21 protein-coding genes and 1 tRNA gene are annotated in these 24,487 nt (G+C 52.1%); 15 read left to right on the plus strand and 7 right to left on the minus strand.

Features of this window, described 5'->3' with window-relative positions:
* The first annotated feature begins 6 nt into the window (after nucleotides 1–6).
* From PZBJ_RS16060 to PZBJ_RS16100, 9 genes are read left to right on the plus strand one after another with little or no spacing between them, the layout of a single operon-like run.
* Nucleotides 7–609, plus strand: a complete 603-nt coding sequence (locus tag PZBJ_RS16060; protein WP_101763294.1) for a CDP-alcohol phosphatidyltransferase family protein — start codon at nucleotides 7–9, stop codon at nucleotides 607–609.
* Complete coding sequence (locus tag PZBJ_RS16065) at nucleotides 602–1,531, plus strand: phosphatidate cytidylyltransferase (RefSeq protein WP_101763295.1); 930 nt, start codon at nucleotides 602–604, stop codon at nucleotides 1,529–1,531. Before PZBJ_RS16060 ends, PZBJ_RS16065 begins: the two co-directional genes overlap by 8 nt.
* 9 nt (nucleotides 1,532–1,540) lie before the next feature.
* Nucleotides 1,541–2,173 (plus strand): lysophospholipid acyltransferase family protein, encoded by a 633-nt coding sequence (locus PZBJ_RS16070; protein ID WP_101763296.1) that lies wholly within the window; start codon nucleotides 1,541–1,543, stop codon nucleotides 2,171–2,173.
* Nucleotides 2,170–3,924 (plus strand): bifunctional alpha/beta hydrolase/class I SAM-dependent methyltransferase, encoded by a 1,755-nt coding sequence (locus PZBJ_RS16075; RefSeq protein WP_101763297.1) that lies wholly within the window; start codon nucleotides 2,170–2,172, stop codon nucleotides 3,922–3,924. Before PZBJ_RS16070 ends, PZBJ_RS16075 begins: the two co-directional genes overlap by 4 nt.
* A 1-nt stretch (nucleotide 3,925) precedes the next feature.
* The gene (locus tag PZBJ_RS16080) at nucleotides 3,926–5,200 is read left to right on the plus strand and encodes a phosphatase PAP2/dual specificity phosphatase family protein (RefSeq protein WP_101763298.1); all 1,275 of its coding nucleotides are present in this window, start codon (nucleotides 3,926–3,928) and stop codon (nucleotides 5,198–5,200) included.
* A gap of 29 nt (nucleotides 5,201–5,229) precedes the next feature.
* Nucleotides 5,230–5,631, plus strand: coding sequence for a hypothetical protein (locus tag PZBJ_RS16085; RefSeq protein WP_101763299.1), 402 nt, complete (start codon nucleotides 5,230–5,232; stop codon nucleotides 5,629–5,631).
* A gap of 7 nt (nucleotides 5,632–5,638) precedes the next feature.
* Nucleotides 5,639–7,423 carry a type VI secretion system baseplate subunit TssF gene (gene tssF / locus PZBJ_RS16090; protein WP_101763300.1) on the plus strand — a complete coding sequence of 595 codons (1,785 nt, stop codon included), beginning with the start codon at nucleotides 5,639–5,641 and terminating at the stop codon, nucleotides 7,421–7,423.
* Entirely contained in the window at nucleotides 7,420–8,436 is a 1,017-nt protein-coding gene (gene tssG, locus PZBJ_RS16095) for a type VI secretion system baseplate subunit TssG (RefSeq protein ID WP_101763301.1), read from the plus strand. The genes tssF and tssG overlap by 4 nt, the downstream gene beginning before the upstream one ends.
* 22 nt (nucleotides 8,437–8,458) lie before the next feature.
* Nucleotides 8,459–9,223: a hypothetical protein gene (locus PZBJ_RS16100; protein WP_101763302.1), complete on the plus strand. Its 765-nt coding sequence runs from the start codon at nucleotides 8,459–8,461 to the stop codon at nucleotides 9,221–9,223.
* A 118-nt stretch (nucleotides 9,224–9,341) separates the two neighbouring features.
* Here PZBJ_RS16100 and PZBJ_RS16105 read toward each other — a convergent pair whose 3' ends face one another.
* The 5 genes from PZBJ_RS16105 to PZBJ_RS16125 form a co-directional block, all read right to left on the minus strand.
* Entirely contained in the window at nucleotides 9,342–12,590 is a 3,249-nt protein-coding gene (locus PZBJ_RS16105; protein ID WP_101763303.1) for a type I restriction endonuclease subunit R, read from the minus strand.
* Nucleotides 12,587–13,930, minus strand: a complete 1,344-nt coding sequence (locus PZBJ_RS16110) for a restriction endonuclease subunit S (RefSeq protein WP_101763304.1) — start codon at nucleotides 13,928–13,930, stop codon at nucleotides 12,587–12,589. Before PZBJ_RS16110 ends, PZBJ_RS16105 begins: the two co-directional genes overlap by 4 nt.
* On the minus strand, nucleotides 13,930–16,296 hold the full coding sequence (locus PZBJ_RS16115) for a type I restriction-modification system subunit M (protein ID WP_101763305.1): 2,367 nt from the start codon (nucleotides 16,294–16,296) through the stop codon (nucleotides 13,930–13,932). Before PZBJ_RS16115 ends, PZBJ_RS16110 begins: the two co-directional genes overlap by 1 nt.
* 223 nt (nucleotides 16,297–16,519) lie before the next feature.
* Nucleotides 16,520–16,596 (minus strand) — tRNA-Arg (locus PZBJ_RS16120).
* A 95-nt stretch (nucleotides 16,597–16,691) separates the two neighbouring features.
* Entirely contained in the window at nucleotides 16,692–17,195 is a 504-nt protein-coding gene (locus tag PZBJ_RS16125; protein WP_101763320.1) for a DUF1198 family protein, read from the minus strand.
* Between the two features lie 175 nt (nucleotides 17,196–17,370).
* Between PZBJ_RS16125 and folD the strand changes: the two genes are divergently transcribed.
* Nucleotides 17,371–18,237, plus strand: coding sequence for a bifunctional methylenetetrahydrofolate dehydrogenase/methenyltetrahydrofolate cyclohydrolase FolD (gene folD / locus PZBJ_RS16130; RefSeq protein WP_036648219.1), 867 nt, complete (start codon nucleotides 17,371–17,373; stop codon nucleotides 18,235–18,237).
* Nucleotides 18,237–18,449, plus strand: a complete 213-nt coding sequence (gene ybcJ / locus PZBJ_RS16135; RefSeq protein ID WP_007890771.1) for a ribosome-associated protein YbcJ — start codon at nucleotides 18,237–18,239, stop codon at nucleotides 18,447–18,449. Before folD ends, ybcJ begins: the two co-directional genes overlap by 1 nt.
* A 25-nt stretch (nucleotides 18,450–18,474) precedes the next feature.
* On the opposite strand, the gene PZBJ_RS16140 is transcribed toward ybcJ, so the two are convergent.
* Both PZBJ_RS16140 and cysS read right to left on the minus strand, forming a co-directional pair.
* Nucleotides 18,475–19,581 (minus strand): AAA family ATPase, encoded by a 1,107-nt coding sequence (locus PZBJ_RS16140; protein ID WP_101763306.1) that lies wholly within the window; start codon nucleotides 19,579–19,581, stop codon nucleotides 18,475–18,477.
* A 33-nt stretch (nucleotides 19,582–19,614) separates the two neighbouring features.
* Entirely contained in the window at nucleotides 19,615–21,000 is a 1,386-nt protein-coding gene (gene cysS, locus PZBJ_RS16145; RefSeq protein WP_101763307.1) for a cysteine--tRNA ligase, read from the minus strand.
* Nucleotides 21,001–21,375: 375 nt separating this feature from the next.
* Between cysS and ppiB the strand changes: the two genes are divergently transcribed.
* From ppiB to purK, 4 genes are all read left to right on the plus strand, one after another.
* The gene (ppiB, locus tag PZBJ_RS16150) at nucleotides 21,376–21,870 is read left to right on the plus strand and encodes a peptidylprolyl isomerase B (RefSeq protein WP_008103818.1); all 495 of its coding nucleotides are present in this window, start codon (nucleotides 21,376–21,378) and stop codon (nucleotides 21,868–21,870) included.
* A complete protein-coding gene (locus PZBJ_RS16155; protein WP_101763308.1) occupies nucleotides 21,870–22,586 on the plus strand; it encodes a UDP-2,3-diacylglucosamine diphosphatase in 717 nt (238 codons plus the stop codon). The genes ppiB and PZBJ_RS16155 overlap by 1 nt, the downstream gene beginning before the upstream one ends.
* Nucleotides 22,587–22,717: 131 nt before the next feature.
* Complete coding sequence (gene purE, locus PZBJ_RS16165) at nucleotides 22,718–23,227, plus strand: 5-(carboxyamino)imidazole ribonucleotide mutase (RefSeq protein WP_101763309.1); 510 nt, start codon at nucleotides 22,718–22,720, stop codon at nucleotides 23,225–23,227.
* On the plus strand, nucleotides 23,224–24,288 hold the full coding sequence (gene purK, locus PZBJ_RS16170; protein WP_101763310.1) for a 5-(carboxyamino)imidazole ribonucleotide synthase: 1,065 nt from the start codon (nucleotides 23,224–23,226) through the stop codon (nucleotides 24,286–24,288). Before purE ends, purK begins: the two co-directional genes overlap by 4 nt.
* Nucleotides 24,289–24,487 lie beyond the last annotated feature (199 nt).

Genomic DNA, 24,487 nt, shown 5'->3' on the forward strand with positions numbered 1-24,487 from the left:
CACAAAGTGACGCTATACGATATAAAACCGAAGTTTCAGCATTTATTAAGACCGCTGGTCGTCAGGTTACATGCGCAGGGTATCACTGCCAACCAGGTAACCTTGTTTGCCATGCTCACCTCTGTAGTACTGGGCGCTTTGTTGATGCGTTTCCCCGATCCACGCTTTTTTATCACCCTGCCCGTTTTCCTGTTTTTCCGCATGGCGCTAAACGCCATTGATGGCATGTTAGCCAGGGAATTCCATCAGCAATCCACCCTCGGGGCAATCCTCAACGAGGTGGGTGACATTATCTCCGACGCGGCACTCTACCTCGCTTTTGCGTTTGTTACTGGCATCTCTGCCTGGTGGGTTGTGCTGGTGGTGCTGCTTGCCTGGCTGAGCGAATTTTGCGGTGTGATGTGCCAGACGCTGAACGGCATCCGAAGCTACCGTGGCCCGTTAGGCAAAAGTGACCGCGCATTTATCTTTGGCGCTCTCGGCCTGGTGATTGCGCTGTGGCCGCAGTCTATCGGCTACGCTAACGCAGTGTTTGCCATCGCCGTCCTGTTCCTGTGCTTGACCAGCCTGAATCGCTGCCGCAATGCGATGGAGGCGAAAAATGGCTGACTCCAGACACCTGCTTTATTACTGCCTGGGCGGTATCTTCGGTGTTCTCATGCTGGCGACGCTGATTATTTTTGTGCTGAGAAAGTGCCGCCCACAACGCAACTGGCTGGAATTGCAGCAGCGCGTTAATAGCTGGTGGGTGATTATCTGCCTGTTCTCGTTAGCAATGCTGTCGCCGAAGTGGCTGGCGCTAACCTTTTTCGGCTTCATCAGCTTCCTGTCGTTAAAAGAGTATCTGACGCTAGCACCCACGCGGCGTTCTGACAGTATGCCGCTGCTGTGGATGTATGCCGCTATCCCGGTGCAATATCTCTGGACCGGCATGGCCTGGTACGGCATGTTCATCATTTTTATCCCGGTTTACATCTTCCTGTTCCTGCCCGCTCGCATGGTGATTGCCGGTGATACCAAAGGTTTTCTGCACTCTGCATCGGTGATGCACTGGGGCATGATGACCACCGTGTTCGCTCTGAGCCACGTTGCCTACCTGATGACTTTACCCGGTGCCGACGCCAGCGCCGGTGCACTGCTGGTGTTCTTCCTCGTTGCGCTGACTGAGCTGAATGATATTGCCCAATATCTGTGGGGAAAATCGCTGGGCAGGATTCGCGTGACGCCCAACGTCAGCCCGAATAAGACGTTGGCCGGTTTGCTGGGTGGCATCTTTACCACCATGTTGCTGGCCGTGATTCTTGGTCCACTGCTGACACCGATGAGCTTTCTCCACTCGCTGGGTGCTGGGTTGATTATTGGTGCAAGCGGCTTTTGCGGCGATGTTGTGATGTCGGCGATCAAGCGCGATTTTGGTGTGAAGGATTCCGGCAAATTGCTGCCCGGACACGGTGGCATTTTGGATCGACTCGATTCACTGATCTACACCGCGCCGCTGTTCTTCCACTTCTATTACTACTTCTACGTGTAGGAGGCGCACATGAACCGCATGCTGCGCTGGATCTTTACCCTGTGCATCGCTTATCCGGTGGTGTGGATCTGGCTGGGTGTCGCCGTGGCCAACCGCAAGAAGCTACCGAAAACAGGCCCGGCGATCATTGTGGCAAACCACAACAGCCATCTTGATGTGCTGACGCTGTTCACCTTGTTCCCCCTCTCGACGTTAGTGGACGTACAGCCGGTGGCTGCCGCTGATTATTTCCTGAAAAACAAAGTGGTGGGTTGGTTTGCGCTCAAGGTGATTGGCATCATCCCGGTGTATCGCGGGGCGCATCAGGCTAATCCATTGCAGGCCTGCGTCGATGCGCTGGCGGAAAAGAAAATTGTGATTATTTTCCCGGAAGGCACGCGCGGCGAGCCGGGGAAACTGTCAGAAATTAAATCTGGCCTGTGGCATCTCAGCCTGCAGTGCCCGGATGTGCCCATCATTCCGGTTTATATGCACGGGCTGGATCGTTCAATGGGTAAAGGTCAGAAAATACCGGTGCCGTTCTTTATCGATATTTATATCGATGATCCGCTGCGTTATCAGGACAACAAGGCCGAATTTAAAAGCGCGTTATTAAATCGTTTTGTCGAATTACAACAGCAAGCCATAAGGAAATCATCATGAGCCAGGAAGCACGTTTATTTCAGGAAGGATCTTTTTCAACCAGCGACGGTGAATCTCTCTATTTTCGCCACTGGCCCGCGCAGGATGCGCAGAGCAAAAAAGTGATTGTGCTATTTCATCGCGGGCATGAGCACTCAGGGCGTTTGCAGCATCTTGTCGATGAGTTACTGATGCCGGATGCCCATTTTTACGCCTGGGATGCGCGTGGACACGGACATTCGCCGGGAGAACGAGGTTACAGCCCAAGCCTAGCTCGCTCAGTGCAGGACGTCGATGAATTTGTTCGCTTTGTCGCTGAACAAGCCAGGGTGAGCATTGAAGATATTGTTGTGATTGCGCAAAGCGTCGGTGCGGTGCTGGTCGCTACCTGGGTGCATGATTACGCACCTAAAATTCGCGGTATGGTGCTGGCCTCTCCAGCGTTTAAGGTGAAGCTGTATGTGCCTTTCGCACGCACGGGATTGGCTATGCTGCAACGTATTCGCGGTCTGTTTTACGTGAACTCTTACGTCAAAGGGAAATTTCTCAGCCACGACCCCGAGCGCATTCGCAGCTTTGAGCAGGATAAATTCATCACCCGTCAGATTGCCGTGAATATTCTGCTGGATCTGTATAAAACGGCGGAGCGTATTGTTTCTGACTCTGCCGCCATCACCGTGCCAACCCAGCTGCTGATATCCGGCGATGATTTTGTGGTGCACACCAAACCGCAGAAAAAATTCTATCAGGGGCTGCGTAGCGCCATCAAAGAGCAGCATATTCTGCCCGGTTTTTATCACGATACGCTGGGAGAGAAGGATCGCCAGCTTGCCTTCGATAAAATGAAGCCGTTTATCGAACAGCTTTACCACGCTGCGCCTTACACCTTCGATTACAGCCATGAAGATCAGTGGAGTCCGGGCGCTGATGCGTACCGTGAGTTGCAGGCGCCACCCAAGCGCTGCTCACTACAAGGCGTGTCCTACGCTTCATTAAGTTTTGGCATGAAAACCATTGGTCGGCTGTCAAAAGGCATGCGCCTGGGATATGAAACCGGCTTTGACTCTGGCAGTACACTGGATTATGTCTACCGCAACACGCCCGAAGGCGCCGGCATTATTGGCCGTATCATCGACAGGCAGTACCTCAACAGCATTGGCTGGCGCGGCATTCGCATGCGCAAAGAAAATATCCAACAGGTGATTACGCAGGCCGTAGCAAAACTGCAAGAGCACAATTTGCCGGTTCGCGTAGTCGACATAGCCGCCGGACATGGCCGCTACGTTCTTGATGCACTAGAGAAACAGCCGGGAATTGAAAGCATCTTGTTGCGAGATTACAGCGATCTGAATGTGGAAAAAGGCCAGGCGATGATTGAAGCGCGTCAATTAGGCCATCTCGCGCAGTTCAAAAAAGGCAATGCCTTTGATTATGACTCGCTCGCCACACTCGCGCCTGCGCCGACGCTGGGGATTGTCTCCGGCCTGTATGAACTGTTCCCGAGCAACCAATTAATCAAAACTTCGTTGGCCGGTTTGGCAGCAGCCATTCCGCCGGGCGGCGTGCTGGTTTATACCGGGCAACCGTGGCATCCGCAGTTGAAAACCATCGCATGGACCTTAACCAGCCATCAGAACGGTATTCCCTGGTTGATGCGCGTACGCAGCCAGAAAGAGATGGATACGCTGGTCGAAGAAGCTGGATTTGAGAAATGCCACCAGCTGATCGATGAGTTTGGCATCTTTACCGTGTCGCTGGCGGTAAGAAAATAGCATGACTGAATCGTTGCTGACACAACGCCCTTTTCGCCCCTGGAAACAGGGGCTTTGCTGGCTGATGTTGCTGGGGCCCCTGTTTTTTCTCAGCTACGGGCAGGTGAATACCTACACCGCGACCCGCGATGATGTGGAAAGCCTGGTGTTTGCCTGGGAACGTTCGATTCCATTTGTTCCCTGGACCATCGTGCCTTACTGGAGCATCGACCTGCTTTACGGTATTTCACTGTTCATCTGCACATCAAGACAGGAGTTGATGCGTCACGGCTATCGCCTGCTTGCAGCATCGCTGGTGGCGTGTGCAGCGTTTTTACTTTTCCCGCTGAAGTTTACCTTCACGCGCCCGGAAACCCAGGGTGTCTTCGGCTGGTTGTTCCACCAGCTTGAACAGTTTGATTTACCCTATAACCAGGCCCCTTCGTTGCACATTATTCTGACCTGGCTGCTCTGGCTGCGCTTTCGCCAGCATCTGAATCGCAATGCGAGAATCGTTGCGGCCAGTTGGTTCCTGCTAATAGCTATCTCCGTACTGACCACCTGGCAGCACCATGTTATCGATGTCATTAGCGGTATTGGGGTCGCGGTCATCATCAGCTACCTGATTCCAATTAGAGGAGAATGGCGCTGGCAGCGGCCCACTTTGCACGCGCGACGTCTCGCAAGCAAATACGCCCTGGGTGGAATGCTGTTTTTACTGGCGGGGATAGCGATTCCCTGTAGTCATTTGCTGTTGTGGCCTGCCATAGCGCTGCTGGCGGTGGCTGCGGGCTATGCCGGGTTGGGCGTGACGGTGTTTCAGAAAAGCAGTTGCGGTAACTTATCTCTCTCCGCACGCCTGGTGCTTTTACCCTATCTGACAGGCGTGAGGATTTCCCGCCGCTGGTTTTCCCGGCATAGCGCGCAAAGCAATGAGATTGCCGCTGGCGTAGCGCTGGGCAGGTTTCCGGACAAGACGCAGCAAGATTTTGCCGTTTTTGATCTGACCGCAGAATTACACAAAGGCAACCGGAACGCACAGCGATGGCAGGCCTATCCGCTAATGGATCTGCTGGTGCCCGACATTGCGCATTTGCGCACTGCGGTAAGACAGCTTCAGCAACTACACCGGGAAAGTGACAAGGTGTTGGTTTGCTGCGCGCTGGGTTTATCGCGCAGTGCCACGGTGATTGCGGCGTGGCTGCTGGCGGAAGGACATGCAGTTTCTGTCGTTCAGGCCATTGAACTCATTAAGTCCCGACGCCCGCAGATTGTTCTCACCCCCGCACACATTTAAATCCTGGAAACCTTCAGCAAGGAACAGCTATGTCAGAGCTCACTATGACCAACCGAATTGTGCAAATTCATCTGGCAAGCTGGCGCTACTTTGCCGCGCTGACGCTGCCACCGTTGGCGTTGATACTCAACCTTCTCCACTCTGCGCTGAGTCTGCCGTTAATGGTGTTGTTCTTCATCACACACTACTACTGCTGGCGTTTATGGCTCGATGAACGGCTCTTCGCATTGCTCAACAACGAAGATGACCTTGCTGAGTTTGACCGGGGCATGGCGCAGCTATGGCCGAAAAAATTTGCCCGCCCGCGTTCTCTGGCTGATCGCCTGCACGGAACAAGAGTCATGTTTTACCGGGCAATGATCTCACTGCTGGTGCTGTGGTTGGCTTCACTCTGCTCAGTGAGTTATCTGGCACTCACGCTGGGTGAGTAGGTGAACCATGAACGACCATGATTTTCTGAAATATTTCGACAGCGGAATGCGTTATCTGAAAGCTGCTGCGCAGGAGTTTGCGGAGCAGCATCCGGAGGCGGGACGGCGACTGGGCGTAGACGGCAAATCTCTGAAGATGGACGACTCGGTCGAGCAGCTGTTTCAGGGCTTCTCGCTGATGATGGCGCAGATGCGTCGTAAGATTGATGACGATATTCCGGAGCTGACGGAGCCGCTGCTCGGGCATCTGCTGCCCGTGGTGGACCGCACGCTGCCATCAATGTCTGTGGTGGAATTTACGCCCGATAGCGTCGCTCAGGTACGTGATGCGGTGCTGCCGGAAGGTACAACGCTGCTGACCCGACCGATGGATATCACTGGCCTGCGCTGCCCTTATCGCACGACCGATGCGTTGAAATTGCATCCGCTGGCGCTGGGCGAGATAACGACGCCCTTCCATCCCGATGGACACCAGATGATCTCCCTGCGGTTTACCCTCAGCCCTCAGGCCGATACGAGCCAGGTCGATCTCAGTGATATTCCGCTTTATATCAACGGAGATCGCCCAGTGCAGTCGCTGCTATACCATGCGCTGACCCGTCATCTGAGCAACATTACTTTACGCCTGCCGCAGAGTGATTACCCCGATCCGCAGCCATTTAGTGGCGACATCCGTGCCCGCTGGCAGCAGCACTGGCGTCCGGTCTGGCCGGAAAGCGACAGTCCTGCACTCTGTGGTGAAGTGCGCCCGCTGCTGGAATATTTCAGTTTTCCGACTCGCTACGCCTTCTTTACTCTATCGGGGCTCAACACGCTGCCCTTCAATGAAAGCTGCCGGGAAGTGATGCTCGATATTCACCTTAGTCAGCCACTTCCGCATGATATCTCGCTGCCAGCAGACGCGCTGCGCATTCACTGCGTGCCGGTGATTAACTTGTTTACGCTGAACGCCGAGCCGCTGAAGGTAAAGCCTGCGGAGCTCGATTATCGTCTGCGTCCCCACCGCCTGCGCGATCGGCACACTGAGATTTACAGTGTTGATGAAGTTGCCGCCAGCGAAACACTGGATAAGCGGCGTTATGTGCCGTATCGGCACTTCCGGCAAAAAGGGGGCATGTTGCAACGCAAAGAGTCGTGGCCGGAGCGATATTTCCATACGCGCATCTGGCGTGGTGTCAGCGGTCTTTATGAAACCTTGCTGATGCTGGGCGGCGATGAAAGCGAGACCGATCGAGGCGAGGATGATGCCACGCTGTTTATGAACATCACCTGCACCAATGGTAACTATCCGCGCATGGCGCTGGAGAAAGCCGTATTTGATGGAAGCGCGGTCACCGGCAACCTGACGTTGCAGTGCATAACGCGTCATCCCCCTTCTATGCCTTATTACCGGCCAGCCACGCAGTTGTATCAGTGGCATGTGATGTCGCTGCTGCATCCGCGCGCCCTGAGCCAGATGATTAACGATGCTGCAAGTCTCCGAGCCGTGCTGGCGCTGTTTGACTGGAGCGATGACGATAACAACCGCCGTCGCATCAGCGGTATTCGTCACGTCAGCTGGCGTCAGGACTATAACGCCTCCTATCACTGGCACGGCGTGCGTATTCGCGTGGCGCTCGATGAAACCCAGTTCAGCGGCACCGGCGATGCCCGCCTGTTCTGCGAGCTGCTGGAACAGTTCCTGACGCAGTACGCCAGCGTTGTACGTTTTACCCAACTGACGGTGCTGCTGACCGCGTCGGGAACCGAATGGGCCTGGCCGGAGCGACGCATTGACAGGGTGCTGATGTGAGCGAAGAAAACAAAAAACCGTTCTGGCTGGACGATGACGGCAATGACCAGACCGCGCGTTACAACTTTTACCGCTTCTGCCAGTTACTTGAGCAGACGACCGGCAGCCGTCTCGGCACGGGCCGCACGCCAGAAAGTGATCCAGTGCGTTTTCGTCCCAATCCGCATCTGGGCTTTCCCGCCGGGGAACTAAAGCGCACGGAAATTGACGCCGATAACCCGGATGCGATACCAACGGTCAGAACCAACTTCTTCGGCTTGTACGGTGTGGATTCGCCGCTGCCCACCAGCATCATTGATGACATCAACCAGGGACGTGACGGCGCTGATGCGATGGCCGCGTTTCTGGATATCTTCAATCACCGGCTGATGACGCAGTTTTACCGCATCTGGCGCAAGTACAGCTATCCGGCCACCTTTGAGCCAGGCGGTACCGATACGGTTTCGCAAAGCGTGATGGCGCTAATCGGCATCTACCATAGCGGCGACCAACCTTCATCACCCCTGCTGGCGATACTAAAACCGCTACTGCACACCACGCACACAGCTGAAGGTATTGCAGCGGTGATACGCAGCCAGGCACCGAATACGAAGGTTGAGGTTTTCGCACACCATCCGGTGACGATGCCGGTGGCAAAACGCGCCCGGCTTGCAATGCGCAGTGGCATGACGCTTGATCAGAATCCGATACTGGGCGATGAAACCCGCGTGGCTGATTACTGCTCACGGGTTGAGCTTTCAACAGACGATCCTGAGGAGGCAAAGGGTTGGATGCCTGACGGACAGCTCAGGCAGGATGTGATGGCGCTACTGCGCACGTATCTGGGCTGTGACTATGATTTGCGGTTTTGGCTGACGATTCCCACTAGATTGCTGCCAATGCCGCGGCTGGGCGATGCCGGGTTGTTCAGCGGATGCAATATGATGCTGGGGTTGAGGGAGGATAATCTGAGTGCGATGCCGGAAACGGTGCGAATCAAAGTGGGAAAGCTGCGAGAAAGTAATGTTAAATAATACAAACATCGAGAGTGAATAAATGGAAGAAATAAACTCAACAATTAACTTCTCAACTTTAATAAGCACCGAGTCGCTTAAGCTATCTCTAGGTGTACTTATTCCTGGGTTAATAAAAGCCGCGTGGCCCCTTATAAAAAGGTTGACAGGTATTCATTATGCTGAGAAAGCCACTATCACTGAAAAAAGAGCAAAAGCACTTAGCTGTATTTCCGTTCTGTACACAAAAAATATAAATGCCGCCACGGAGAATGCTGTTAAGGCACTATATGATGTAATAGGAATGCAGTACTCGGTAAAAATAAATGAGCTGCTTTTGACATTCCTTAGAGAGCGAAACATCAGCTATGAAGACCGAGACTTTCAAGGCTTTATTAAAACCCCTTGCATCAAGGACATCCAGAACGACTCGTTTAATAGTTACAATAAACGGTACAGAAAGTTAAGAGGTTTGCAACTCGCATTCATCAGTATTATTTCGCTGATTCTTCTCACTGCTCTATTTGTATTTGTAGACATAGGTAAAACCTCATCTGGAAGTGAACAAGTGTTTTTCATTGTACTCGCTATGTCCGCCTATTTTTTAAATGTATTTTGGATCCTTTTTATGATGAGTCAGTTTGAAAAGTTCAGAAGAGCAAGAATTTTTTACAGAACATTTTCTCCATGGCTGCAACAAAAATTACGTGAGGAAGCTGATATTCAGACAGAAAAACAACAGAAGATGAACTGGCAGAATAGATATTTGCGAGCAGACACGAAGATGCTACATCACTTTTATGATTGAACTGCTTACATGACCCATTCAGAAACATGATTCGACATAATAAATATCCAATTATTTTTCTACAAGCATGTGAACAAGCGTATGTAAGATAACGAGGCGATATTCTGCCTCGCATCTTTCAAGCGCCTTTCAACATATCAAACACCACTCTGGCAAAACCTTTCGCAAGCTCCGGATTCGACAAGTACTGAATCATCATTTCCTGATGCGCATCATTGCTATCCATTACGGCATCATCAATCGCTTGCGGGAAATCTCCCAGCATTGCCTGTTCACGCGTATTGTTGGCAATTTGCGTCATTACCGCCTGGTTCTCAGATAACTTGTCTCGCACGGCAAAAGCATAATTAATCATGTCTTTATCGCTAAGATTGTCAGTAATAAAGAGGTCGTTCAGACGCGCCAAAATATTTGACAGGAACTCTTCTTTTGGGTTCTTAGGCTTTGCAGTGCCTATGTCATTGCCGGGTTTGAGTTTGTACTCTTCGGCATCCTCTTGCAGTTTCAGATGCTGTTCATGGAGCTTTGACAAACGATAATGGCTCATCTCAACATTACTGAGATCAACCTCATCTTCTGCAATACGCTGTTCATGCAACATTGGGCGCAAGTGGCGAGCAAACAGGCTTAGCTTTTCCAGGTCCTTGTCATCATAGTCAACAATCTGCGACATAAACTCGTAGAAACGAACGAAACTGCCGAGATCTTTTTTGAAGATATCCAGCTTGTCTTTTTCCTGCTTACAGGCTTTAAAACTGTTTTCTGCATTGGTGATTAGCACCACGTCGCCAGTCTTTTTTGTGCGTTCAAACATCTCTTTGGCCAGCACATAAGCATCAATCGCTGAGCTATAACGCAGCTTCCAACGATCAACTGCCGGCTTACAGATGTTACTGATCGCTGCGTTAGATTTATTCTTAGTGAAAAATGCGTCACAGAACTGCTCTACTTCATTCCAAAGGAAAATCCCGCTGGTGCGCAGTTTGTCGAACAACTCGAACACTAATTGCGGATCGCTAACATCGGTTAATTCCGCTGTTTGGTAATACGGTTGGAAAGCCTCAAGAATCTCATCTGGCTCATTCCAGAAATCGAGTACAAATGTGCCTGATTCTGCTTTGCCCGGATAAGTGCGGTTTAGTCGGGAAAGTGTCTGAACGCATTCCACTCCACCTAATGCTTTGTCCACATACATGGCACACAATTTGGGCTGGTCAAAACCGGTCTGGAATTTGTTTGCCACCAGCATCACTTGATAATCATCGCTATCAAAGGCTTTACGCATATCCCGCCCTTTCAGACCGGGATTCATATTGATTTCAGTGAATTTCTGATTCAGGAGCGCAAGCGCGTTATGATCGCTTTCGGCAAACTCAATTTCACCGGAGAAGGCAACCATCGCGTTAATTTTCTGGTAGTTGTTTTCTGCGATGTATTTATCAAACGCCAGCTTGTAGCGCACCGCCGCTTTGCGTGAGCTAGTAACCACCATCGCTTTAGCCTGTCCGCCCAGCAGATGCATCACATGCTTACGATAGTGCTCAACAATGACCTTCACCTTTTGCGAAACATTGTGCTCATGCAGCGATACCCACTGGGTGAGTTTTATTTTGGCTTTTTTGCTATCAACTTCGCGGTCCGGATCGTCCAGCTTTTGCAGCAGCTTATAGGCCACCTTGTAATTGGTGTAATTCTTCAGAACATCGAGAATAAAACCTTCTTCAATAGCCTGACGCATGGAGTAAACATGGAACGCTTCTGGCTTATTGGTTCTGGAAGCCGGCTCATGTGGATTAGGGCGACGGCCAAAAAGCTCCAGCGTTTTCGGCTTTGGCGTTGCGGTGAATGCATAATAGTTGAGGTTACTGCTGCCCTTACGCGCGGCAACCGTAGCATCAAGAATATCCTCTGACGACATCACGACATCGTCATCCGCTTCTTCAGTCATCAACACTTCTTTCAGCTGACGCGCGGTGGATCCGCTTTGCGAAGAGTGCGCTTCATCGGCAATCACCGCATATTTACGTAGCTTGAGGCTTACACTGTTTTCAATCGCTTTGAGCACAAACGGGAAGGTCTGAATAGTGACGATGATAATAGGCTGCGAGTTTTCGAGCGCGCTGGCGAGCTTTTCCGACTTTGAACCATCGCCCTCTTTGTTGTTGATACGCCCGACCACGCCATCCTGATGCTCAAACTGGTAGATGGTGTCCTGCAGCTGATCATCCAGCACGGTTCGGTCAGTGACGACAATCACCGAGTGGAACTGTTTCTCACCTTTCGCATCGTACAGCCGCGAAAGCTGGTGAGCGGTCCAGGCGATGGAATTGGATTTCCCTGAACCCGCACTGTGCTGAATCAGATATTTATTACCTGTCCCTTCCTCTGCTACCGCCGTGATCAGTTTATTAACCACATCCCATTGGTGATAGCGCGGAAAGATCAGACTCTCTTTTTTGTACTTTAATCCCTGCCAGTCTTCCTTTTCTTCAATTTGCAGATGCACAAAGCTGGCGAGAATTTTCAGCAGATTGTCCGGTAGCAAGACCTCATTCCACAGATAGCTGGTGGCGTAGTCATTTTCATTTTCTGGAATATCGTTGCCCGCGCCCCCCTCTTTGGTGCCTTTGTTAAACGGCAGAAAGAAGGTTTTATCGCCATCGAGTTTAGTCGCCATAAACACTTCATACTGGCTGACGGCAAAGTGTACCAACGCACCGCGTTTGAATGTCAGCAGCGGTTCCGTTTTGTTAGTACCAGGATCTTTTGGCAGGCGCGTTTTCTTATATTGGGTGATGGCGTTTTGTACTGCCTGCTTGAATTCAGACTTCAACTCCAGCGTGGCAATCGGCATGCCATTCACAAATAGCACCAGATCAATACGCCACTTCTTCGCTTTTATGCCTGACTCTTCAAATGCCGCTTTGGAAGCGTGCGGGCTGTAAACCAGCTCCGGCACAATACGGCAGATGTTCTGTTGATAGCGTGCTAGCGTATCCGGATTGAGGTTATGTTCCGGCTTGAACTGACACAACGAAAAGCGTGCGCTATAGCTCTTGATGCCGTGACGCAATACGCCGAGCGTACCGTAAGTGCGTGAAAGCATATCGGTAGCGTTGATATCCGCTTTTTTAAGTTGTGCCACCAGCGCATCAAGGAAGTGACGTTCGGTGTCGGTGGAGTAAATTTTGGCAAACTTCTCCCACTCCTGCGGCTGCGTGGTTTGCACGAATGTCAGCGCATCCTGTGAATAGAGCGCACGTTCGCGATCGTAGCCATCAGCTTTACCGGCTATCCAGCCACGATCGACCATCTGCGCAATCATTTCATCCTGAAAAATCAGTTCTTTAGTGCTGTCCATGCTCATGCGGTGGTCTCCTGTGGCTCCTCAACTTCCTGTTTCTCAGGCGCTACCCAGTGACGCAAGTCAATTTTACCGGTTACAGCGGCGGAGATAAGGGCGGTGCGGCGTTCTTGAAGGATGTCTATTTGATTTTCACTAGCAAATAAAATATCCGAGTAAATTTTCTTCTTTTTTTCTATTGATTTTATTATTTCAGCCTGTTCATTTATTGGGGGAACAGGAATTGGATAGCCTTTAACTTCTGAGCATGTAATTGCTGCTTTAGTACTCCCCCCTCCTGCTGAGTTCGAGCGTATTTGTTGATATTTACTTTGCAACCATAAATGAATGAATTCTGGCAAAACCTTATCATTGCCTCGGGGCGTGATATAAGCAAGGTGCTGATTAATAGTTGCATCAATCATCATTAATGCAGAAGTACCTCTGGTTTTTCCTTCACCAGTTATAGCGATAATAACACTCCCTCTTCTTACTATGGGTAAACTACATTCACAGAGTGCTTTTGGCGTAACAAACTGCTCAGCAGAATATACTTTTTCATCATTTACTTTCGAACTATTAAGCCAAGGATAGGAACCATTTAACCAAAAAAGAGCATTTTCTCTGTTGGGGGTAGAGCCATTACCTACACTACATATCCAACTTATACGAGACGCCTCCCAATGCTCCGGCACTCTCCCAAGCCACTCAACACCAGTATCTTTCATCGGCACATCAGGATTTAGTCCTTTGGTGACAGCATGACTAATCACTGCCTGACGTTTTTCTTTAAGAAGTTCAATTAGTTGTTGTTGCTTCTCGATAAGCTTATCGATTTTTGCAGTCTCGTGATCAAGAAAAGCACCAATGACCTGCTGTTCTTCCAGCGAGGGGCGACAAAATAAGGAATTACCAATGTCAGAGTAATTGATTGTCTGGCGAACTCCAGCCCCAAGAGTTTTCATATGTGAAACATCAAATTGTTGCAGTAGCCAGCGAGCAAAGCGAGGGTTTAATAACCCACGACTTTGAAGGACTATATAACCAGTACTAACAACAACATCGATATTTGAAAGTGCCGTACGTAAACTTTTCAAATCAAAATTGAGATTTAACGGGTTAATTAAAAACTCACCAGCCAAAACCTCTTGATATGAATTTTTAGTTTCTTGAGACAAAGTCTCTTCATTCTTATAAACCACTCTACCAAAGCTGATAGCACCTGCAGGTAGATCTAATACATTTTTCTTTTTTTTCTCGATAAAATTATTTTTGAATCGTTCACATGTCCAGTGAGCTGGTTTTATTTTATACCAATCCGCATGGGTATCTTTATACGATTCATAAGGCCTGTATTTAGCCATTAGGAATGTACCTCCTGCAGCAGCTTCATTATCTCGGCGCTGACGGCATCCAGATCGGCATCAATCTCTTTCAGCGGGCGCGGTGGCTGATAAACATAAAAATGGCGGTTAAATGGAATTTCATAACCGACAATCCCTATTTCCCCATCTTTCGCATCGCGCTTATCAGCATTCATCCAAGCATCGGAAACATGCGGCAGCACTTCCGCTTTGAAATAATTTTCAATCAGATCGCTGGTGGCAACATGCGGATTTAGCGGTACGTTCTCGTTATCACGTAAATCGCCATCCTGCTCAAACTCTACAACTTTACTTTTGTACTCAAACGCACCGTAAAGAGGTTGGGCACCCTCTTTCAGCACCTTCTTCACTACCGGCTCAGCAGCCGGATTTTTAGTGGTGAAAGCGTCGATAAACTGTTTATTCTCTTTGGTATCGAGCTTCACGCCTGCAGTTTTAATCGCATTTTTTAATGTGAGCTGGAACTGGTTAAAGTCATCGCTAACCTGCTTTTCCCCACCCGCTTGAGCACCCAATGCAGTCTGAATTTTCTGCGCTTTATCCATCATTGTGCGTTGCGCCAGCCATAGTTTGCTGTCCAGCAGATCTTTAATCTGCTTTTCTTTCAGTTCAGCAAACTCTGCTTTGATAATCACGCGAGCTTCAGCTTCGATCGCTGAAAAATCACCGTAATTATCATCCTGCCACTGTGCGGAAAACGCTTCGTATAAACGCTCCATCGGTGCATTAAACGGCTTGGGTGCAAACCGCAGTGTAGCAATGGCCTTATCAGTCACCTGCGCAGACAAACGTAGTGGACGTTCAATGGTCAGGCGGCGATAACCGAAGTCGGAAGTGTTAAAAATTTTACTGGCGAAGGTTTTCGTCGTTTCGGTTTTGGCATTGGCAGACTGACGGCCGCGGTTAGATTTCTGTTCTGGTGCTTTTTCAAGCCCAAGCTCTTCCAGTGAAGTCGCATCAACCTCCTTAAAATCACCGAAAGTCTGCGTAATCAGCCTGATATCGTCTTCACCCATCAAGTTGCGTTTTGAGCCCAGCGATTTACGCATTTTTCCGCATAGGTTGGTGCCATCGATCAGCTGCACTTTGCCTTTACGTTCTGCGGACTTCTTATTTGACAGGATCCAAACGTAAGTTGCGATACCGGTGTTGTAAAACATATCCGTTGGCAACGCGATGATGCCTTCCAGTAAATCGGCTTCCAGAATATAGCGACGGATTTCGCTCTCACCGCTACCCGCACCGCCAGTAAAAAGCGGCGAGCCGTTAAGTATAATGCCGATGCGACCGCCGTTACTTACTGAGCCATCAGCATTATGAATGCCGCGCATTTTGCTAAGCAGATGCATCAGAAACAGCAGAGATCCATCGGAGACACGCGGCAGGCCCGGCCCAAAACGACCATTGAAGCCTTTCTGCGAATGTTCATCGTTAATCTCGCCTTCAATCTTTTTCCAGTCCACGCCGAACGGTGGATTCGAAAGCATGTAGTCAAACTGGTCGGCAGGCAGTTGATCATTTGACAAGGTATTACCAAGCTTAATGCGGCTAACATCCTGCCCTTTGATCAGCATATCGGCTTTACAAATAGCATGAGATTCGGGATTGAGTTCCTGGCCAAAGGCACGCATTACCGCTTCTGGATTAAGATCGTGAACATATTCCATACCAGAAGATAAGAACCCGCCAGTTCCCGCAGTGGGATCGTAGATAGTACGGATGATACCGGGTTTACTCAGCGCATCATCATCTTCCATAAATACTAATGATGTAGTTAAACGCACGATATCACGCGGAGTAAAGTGCTCTCCGGCGGTTTCATTTGAACTTTCAGCAAAGCGGCGGATCAGTTCTTCAAACACTAATCCCATATCATGGTTAGATATTTTTTTTGGGCTGAGATCAGTTACCGCAAACAATTTGACCACTTTGAACAGCAGGTTCGCTTGCTTTAACTCACCCACATATTCGCTAAATTTGAACTGTTCAAAAATCTGACGCGCATCACTAGAAAAGCATTCGACATAATTCAGCAAATTATCTGCGTTGTCGCTTTGGCCCAACTTGCTTAGATTCATGGGAGATGTATTGAAAAAGGACAGACCATTAGTTGCGCGTAACAAGAATTTTTCCTGTGCTTCCCCTGGCAAATCTTTCATTGCTTTCAGCTTTTCAGCCTGGGCCAATACAGCCTCTTTACTCTCCTCAAGCACACACTCTAATCGACGCAACAGAGTAAATGGCAGAATGATGCGGCCATAAAGAGACTGTTTAAAATCTCCGCGCAGAAGATCGGCAACCGACCAGAGAAAAGCGGCAGTTTGAGAAAAATTATGATTGGACATTATGCAACCTGAGTAAAAGCAAAGTGGTTAGTTCTACTATTGCGGCAATTGTATAAGAAATTGCCATATATAAAGATCATGAGCGGATAGCGCTTCAATCACTGTTTTATATAAGAGTAGATCTAAGGGATTGGGCAAAATAATACAGCTAGCGAACTGTATGACAAGGATAAACGACGAATGAATTTAAAAGAAAAGAGATAAAGATGAGGAGAATTCAGGATGGTACGCCCTACAGGATTCGAACCTGTGACCTACGGCTTAGAAGGCCGGTGCTCTATCCAACTGAGCTAAGGGCGCATAGTGATTGGGTCGGATTATACGTCCAGCGGCTCGCGCGTCAACGTTTTTGCCTCCCACTAGCAGCGGAGTGCTGGCAGATTAACCAAAACCCCTTAATGCCGCTTGCGCCATTCGCTCATCGACACCAGATTCCCGCCCTGCTCCGTTTCGCCTTCCAGCTCAATCCCTTGCTGCGTGAAATGCGCATTGTACTGGTCGCGCAGCGCATGCAGCTCCTGGCTGTCCGGCTCCAGCTGACGCAAGAACCCCAACGCCAGCAACAGCTGTTGCCTCGATATCAACGCTGAAAATCCCGCCCGGCTCAAAATGCCGTGCCAGCGCTGCCTATTCTCGTCGCTGCCATCAACAATCAGCACCTGCCAAATCAGCAGCACCGCCGCGCCATTGTGCAGATGCGTGTCGTTATCGCCCGTGATGTAATCGGTAAACTCTTTTGCCGCCTCTTTGCCCATCAGCGACAACATTGATTCGATATGCACCGGCGGCAGTTGCAACCGTTTATTGAGCGCCTGCACCGCATGGCGCGAGCTGGCCGTCAGCAGCTGAAAACCTACCACGAACACCACCGCCAGCGTGGCGAGAATTAACCAAATCATCACGTCATCCATCTCATTCACTGCCGGGCATCATAAGCGCTAACGCGGGCGGGCGCCACGGCGAAAAATCGGGAAAGCGGCGTTGATGGCGAATCTCTACCTGACAGCCGCACGCGCTTCTGACAGAATAGGCGCCATCCCCGATCTAACCCTCTACAGATGGATTTCCTCTCTGATGGCAGCAAAAATTATTGACGGTAAAACGATTGCGCAGCAGGTGCGCCTTGAGGTTGCCGAAAAAGTACAGCAGCGTCTGGCGGCCGGCAAACGTGCGCCCGGTTTGGCAGTTGTGCTGGTGGGTGAAAACCCGGCTTCGCAGATCTATGTCGCCAGCAAACGTCGTGCTTGTGATGAAGTGGGCTTCATCTCCCGCTCATACGATCTGCCCGCCACCACCAGCGAAGCCGAGCTGCTGGAGCTGATTGATACGCTCAACAACGACAACGACATCGACGGCATTCTGGTGCAGCTGCCGCTGCCAGCCGGCATCGATAACGTCAAAGTGCTGGAGCGCATCGTGCCGGACAAAGATGTGGATGGTTTCCATCCGTACAACGTCGGTCGTCTGTGCCAGCGCGCACCGAAGCTGCGTCCATGTACGCCGCGCGGCATCGTCACTTTGCTGGAGCGCTACAATATCGATACTTACGGCCTGAACGCCGTGGTGGTTGGCGCATCGAATATCGTTGGCCGTCCGATGAGCATGGAGCTGCTGCTCGCCGGTTGCACCACCACCGTTACGCACCGTTTCACCAAAGATCTGCGTCATCACGTTGAGCACGCCGATCTGCTGGTGGTGGCGGTTGGCAAGCCGGGCTTTATTCCGGGCGACTGGATCAAGCCGGGCGCGGTGGTGATTGATGTGGGTATCAACCGTCTCGACAGTGGCAAAGTGGTGGGCGATGTGGAGTTCGAAGCGGCTGCTGAGCGCGCCTCGTACATCACGCCCGTTCCAGGCGGCGTCGGTCCAATGACGGTCGCGACATTGATCCAAAACACGCTGACGGCGTGTGAAGAATTTCACGACATTGAGGAGGCATAATGGCCAGTTTTTCTCTCGGTAAACATGCCCACGTAGATTTGTGCGACCTGCTGAAACTCGAAGGTTGGGTGCAAAGCGGTGCGCAGGCGAAAGCGGTGATTGCGGAAGGCGAAGTGCGCGTCGATGGCGCAGTTGAAACGCGTAAGCGCTGCAAGATTGTTGAAGGCCAGAAGGTCGAGTTTGCGGGCTTTAAGATTACGGTTGTTGCCTGACCTTTAGGCGTCCCAATCGGGACGCCTAAATCCGCTCTTCCCCCACCACCCGAGTTTCCCCTTCAATTTGCTCCAGCGCGATATGATTCACCGCCGTATGCTGCGCAATCAGCGTCGCCAGTTTCGGTGAATGGCTGGTGATCCACAGTTGGCTAAACTGGCTGGCTTCGGCGATCAGTCGCGCTAATGCAGGCAACAAATCTTCATGCAAACTGTTTTCCGGTTCATTTAGCGCCATAAACGCCGGCGGACGCGGGCTGAGCAGCGCCACCACTAAGCAGAGAAAGCGCAGCGTGCCATCCGAGAACTCGGCGCTCTCCAGCGGACGCAAAATTCCCCGCCGTGACATCAGCATCTGAAAACGCCCGTTCTGCACGTCAACGTGAAATTCCGTGTCCGGGAAGGCTTCGGCCATCACCTCAAGCAGTAATTCGGAATGACCGCGTTCAACAATCGTAGCCCAGGCTGCGGCCAAATTGCTGCCATCGTGGCTCAGTACCGGCGCGCGCACGCCAATCTGCGGCGCACGAATCGGCGAACCGGGCCACACCGCAAACTCATGATAGAAACGCCACTGGCGCAGCCTTTCACGTACCTGGGAAAGCTCGGGATAAAGGTGCGGCTCGCCAAGCTGCCCAAACAGCGACTCTTCCGGATGCAGCACCGCAGGATAAGCAACGCGTTCGCCCTCAACGTTGTGCAGGAAAGCGGTTTGATTTTGCCGCTGCAGGATGCAGGAGGAAGGACGCCGACGCTGGCCGCTCATCCATATACGCTCCTCTTTCACCAGCGGATCGAGGTTAAACATGCTGGTGGCTAACGGCTCAGGAAAACCGATATCAAGCTGATAATCCATATCATCCATTACCACCGCGAGCGCCAGACGTTTGGGATCGTGGCGACGATCGCCGCGCCGCAATCCGCCCGCCCACATCGCTTTCTGGATGCCGCCCTCTTCCGCCAGCGCCAGCGCTAAACGTCCGCTCGCCGCTTCGTGCAGCAATCGCACCGCTTTATACAGGTTAGATTTGCCGCAGCCGTTGGGGCCGCTCACCACGTTGAGCTGTTGCAGCGGTAGCGTCAGGTCGCGCACCGAGCGGAAGCCGTGAATATGAATCTGTTCAATCGCCATCAATAAAAAAGGGCGATTTCTCGCCCTCTCCGGTTATTTGCGTCGCCAGCTGGAACCTTGCGGCCCATCCTCAACGATCACGCCCAACTCATTGAGCTTATCGCGCGCCACATCCGCCTGCGCCCAATCTTTGGCTGCACGCGCATCGGAACGGGCTTTCACCCAATGCTCGATTTCCGCCACTTCATCGTCATTCACCTGCGCACCGCTTTGCAGGAACTGCTCGGGATCCTGCTGCAGAATGCCGAGCACGTTAGCGATCTGACGCAGTTTCGCTGCCAGCGCATCAGCGGAGGCTTTGTCTTCGGTCTTCAGGCGATTCACTTCACGCGCCATATCAAACAACACCGAATAGGCTTCCGGCGTGTTGAAGTCGTCATCCATCGCGGTACGGAATCGCGCTTCAAACTCTTCGCCACCCGCCGCCGTGGCATTGGCATCGGTATGACGCAGCGCGGTGTACAAGCGCTCGAGCGCCGCACGCGCCTGGTTGAGGTTATCTTCGCCGTAGTTGAGCTGGCTGCGATAGTGGCCCGACATCAGGAAGTAACGCACGGTTTCGGCATCGTAGTGCTGCAACACATCGCGCACGGTGAAGAAGTTATCCAGCGATTTCGACATCTTCTCGCGGTCAACCATCACCATGCCGGAGTGCATCCAGTAATTCACATACGGACCATCGTGCGCACAGGTGGATTGCGCCACTTCGTTTTCGTGGTGCGGGAACATCAGGTCCGAACCGCCGCCGTGAATGTCGAAATGGGTGCCGAGCTGTTTGCAGTTCATCGCCGAGCACTCGATGTGCCAGCCTGGACGGCCGTTGCCCCACGGCGAGTTCCACGCCGGTTCGTCGGCTTTAGACATCTTCCACAGCACGAAGTCCATCGGATTGCGCTTCACATCCGCCACTTCAACGCGTGCACCGGCCTGCAGCTGCTCCAGATCCTGACGCGACAGCACGCCGTAATCCTTGTCGCTCATCACGTCGAACATCACGTCGCCGTTGTCCGCCACGTACGCGTGCTTACGCTCAATCAGCCTGCCGACCAGCTCGATAATCTCGTCGATATGGCGGGTGGCGCGCGGCTCCAGATCCGGTGGCAGAATGCCGAGCGCGGCGAAATCGTTATGCATCTCGGCGATCATGCGGTTGGTCAGCGTTTCGATGCTTTCCCCGTTTTGGTTGGCACGTTTGATGATTTTGTCATCGATATCGGTGATGTTACGCACATACTTCAGCTGATAGCCCACGTAACGCAGATAACGCGCCACCACGTCGAATGCCACAAATGTACGCCCATGGCCGATATGACAGAGGTCGTAAACCGTGATACCACACACGTACATACCGACTTGACCGGCATGGATGGGTTTGAATTCCTCTTTCTGTCGACTCAGGGTGTTATAAATCTTTAGCATTGAACGGTTCCGTTTATTTACGTGTGCGGGAATAGAACTATCAAAAATCTTGCTGTTTATTGCTTGCGTCAAGCCAACCAGTTAACAACTGTAATCCGTGACTGCACATTCCGTAGCGGCGCGATTTATCGCGCAATAAATTGCGCCGCTACGGAATGTGCGCGCTATGAGAACGGTTTTCATCTCTTAACTGACAAACATCAAGCCGGTTATTGTGCCGTATTTTTCTGACTTGTGCATCGCTCGGTTGCCAACTGCCGTCCGGTTACTGACGCGTTATTGGAAATTGTGATATAAGAAGCGTCTACAAAAATGCCCCGCCGCCTTACAGGCGTGGCAGTTGATACTGACGACAACCTTGACAGGAAGAAAATAATGGTCACTTTCCAGACGAACCATGGCGATATCGTAATCAAAACTTTCGATGACAAAGCGCCGGCTACCGTGAAGAACTTCCTGGAATACTGCGCGGAAGGTTTTTACGATAACACTATCTTCCATCGCGTAATCAACGGTTTCATGATTCAGGGCGGCGGTTTTGAGCCTGGCATGAAGCAGAAAGATACCAAAGCAGACATCCGCAACGAAGCGAACAACGGCCTGAAAAACACCAAAGGCACCCTGGCGATGGCGCGTACTCAGGCGCCACACTCTGCAACAGCCCAGTTCTTTATCAACGTGGCAGACAACGACTTCCTGAACTTCCGTGACGAAAGCCTGCAAGGCTGGGGTTACTGCGTGTTCGCTGAAGTGGTTGAAGGCATGGACGTGGTTGAGAAAATCAAAGCGGTGAAAACCGGCCGCAGCGGCATGCATCAGGACGTTCCGGTTGAAGATGTTGTCATCCAGAAAGTGACTGTTAGCGAGTAATGTCGCGCACGCTGTTTATCGCAGATCTGCATCTGTGTCATGAAGAACCGGCAATTACTGCCGGTTTTCTGCATTTTTTGCAGGGTGAAGCGCGCACGTGCGATGCGCTTTATATCCTCGGCGATCTGTTTGAAGCCTGGATCGGCGACGACGATCCTAACCCGCTGCATCAGCAAATCGCTGCGGCGCTCAAGGCGCTGCCGGTGCCGAAGTTCTTTATTCACGGCAATCGCGACTTCCTGCTCGGCCAGCGTTTTGCGCGTGCCAGCGGCATGACGCTGCTGCCGGAAGAAAAGGTGCTCGATCGCTACGGACATCGTGTGTTGATCATGCACGGCGATACCTTGTGCACCGACGATGCAGGCTATCAGCGTTTCCGCGCCAAAGTGCATCAGCGCTGGTTGCAGCGTCTGTTCCTCGCGTTGCCGCTGCGTCTGCGCATGCGTATTGCTGCGCGCATGCGCAATGGCAGCAAGCAGGCGAATCAGCATAAATCGGTCAGCATCATGGACGTCAATCAGTCCGCGGTGGAAGCCGCGATGACGCGTCAACAGGTGGCGATTCTGATTCACGGCCACACGCATCGTCCCGCCATTCACGCCTTCCCGCTGCACGGCAAAAACGCCGAGCGCGCGGTGCTGGGTGCCTGGCATGAGAACGGATCGATGATTCAGCTTGATGCCAGCGGCGTAAGCCTGATCGAATTCCCCTTCTGAAATCCGGGCATCAATGCCCGTTTTCCGCCTACGCAACCGTTTTCCTTGCTGCCATCTCATGCTATTCTCTGTGCCCTTCTTCGCCTGCCCGCCCGGCCAGGTTCGTTTGCATATTCACAGGAGTTGACCGCATGTCATCCAACGCCGCCCCGGCCCGTATCGCCATTGTCATGGGTTCCAAAAGTGACTGGGCTACCATGCAGTTCGCCGAGGAAATTCTTAACAGCCTGGATGTTCCCTTCCACGTTGAAGTGGTCTCAGCTCACCGTACGCCCGACAAACTGTTCAGCTTCGCGGAAACCGCCGCCGACAACGGTTTTCAGGTGATCATCGCCGGTGCCGGCGGTGCTGCCCATTTGCCGGGCATGCTGGCCGCGAAAACGCTGGTGCCGGTGCTGGGCGTGCCCGTGCAAAGCGCGGCGCTGAGCGGCGTCGATAGCCTCTACTCCATCGTACAGATGCCACGCGGCATTCCGGTGGGTACGCTGGCGATTGGTAAAGCCGGTGCTGCCAACGCCGCCCTGCTGGCGGCACAGATTCTGGCGATCCACGACAGCGCGCTGTCAACGCGCATCGCCCACTGGCGTCAAACGCAAACTGATGAAGTGCTGAACAACCCGGATCCGCGGGAGGACGTATGAAGCCGGTTTGCGTATTAGGAAATGGTCAGTTAGGCCGCATGCTGCGCCAGGCGGGAGAACCGCTGGGCATCGCGGTGTATCCGGTGGGCCTGGATGCGGAACCTTCTGCGCTGTCGATCGCCGAAAGCGTGATCACCGCTGAGATCGAGCGCTGGCCGGAAACCGCGTTAACCCGCGAACTGGCGAGCCATCCGGCCTTTGTGAATCGCGATATTTTCCCGCGTCTGGCCGATCGCCTGACGCAAAAACAGCTGCTGGATCAGCTGAACCTCGCCACCGCGCCGTGGCAGCTGCTGGCCGATAAAGCCGAGTGGCCAAATGTGTTCAACTCGCTTGGCGAACTGGCGATTGTAAAGCGTCGTACCGGCGGCTATGACGGCCGTGGCCAATGGCGTTTGCGCGCCAATGAAACCGATGCGCTGCCGGATGAGTGCTACGGCGAATGCATCGTTGAGCAAGGCATTAACTTCAGCGGCGAAGTGTCGCTGGTCGGTGCGCGTGGGCACGATGGCAGCACGGTGTTTTATCCGCTGACGCACAACCTGCATCAGGACGGCATTCTGCGCACCAGCGTGGCGTTCCCGCAGGCCGATGCCGCACAGCAACAACAGGCGGAAGCGATGCTCAGCGCCATCATGCATGAGCTGAACTACGTCGGCGTGATGGCGATGGAGTGTTTCATTACGCCAGAAGGTTTGCTGATCAACGAGTTAGCACCGCGAGTGCACAATAGCGGCCACTGGACGCAGAATGGCGCGTCAATCAGCCAGTTCGAGCTGCATCTGCGTGCGATTTTAGGTTTGGCGCTGCCAAAGCCGGTGATGTTTGCGCCGTCGGTGATGGTGAATCTGATTGGTACTGAGATGAATCTGGCGTGGCTGCAGCAGCCGCTGGTGCATCTGCATTGGTATGACAAAGAGGTGCGTGAAGGCCGCAAGGTTGGGCATCTTAATCTCACCGATAGCGATCACGCACGTCTGGCGTCAGCCTTGAATGCGCTGGTGCCGCTGCTGCCGGAAGCGTATGCAAGCGGGATTGCGTGGGCGGTTGAGAAGCTGTAGTTCAGCTGTTTTTCCCTCACCCTAGCCCTCTCCCAGTGGGAGAGGGAACCGATCGCGCTAACATCTCCCTCTCCCACTGTGTACAGTCCGGGGACATGGTGAACACTTGTTCGGGGACATGGTAGACACTTACAACTAAGGCATAAGAACCCGTTTATGGAGTCGCTTATGTCCTGGGATGCGAGAGATACCATGTCAT

It is taken from the genome of Pantoea endophytica (assembly GCF_002858935.1).
GTDB lineage: Bacteria > Pseudomonadota > Gammaproteobacteria > Enterobacterales > Enterobacteriaceae > Pantoea > Pantoea leporis.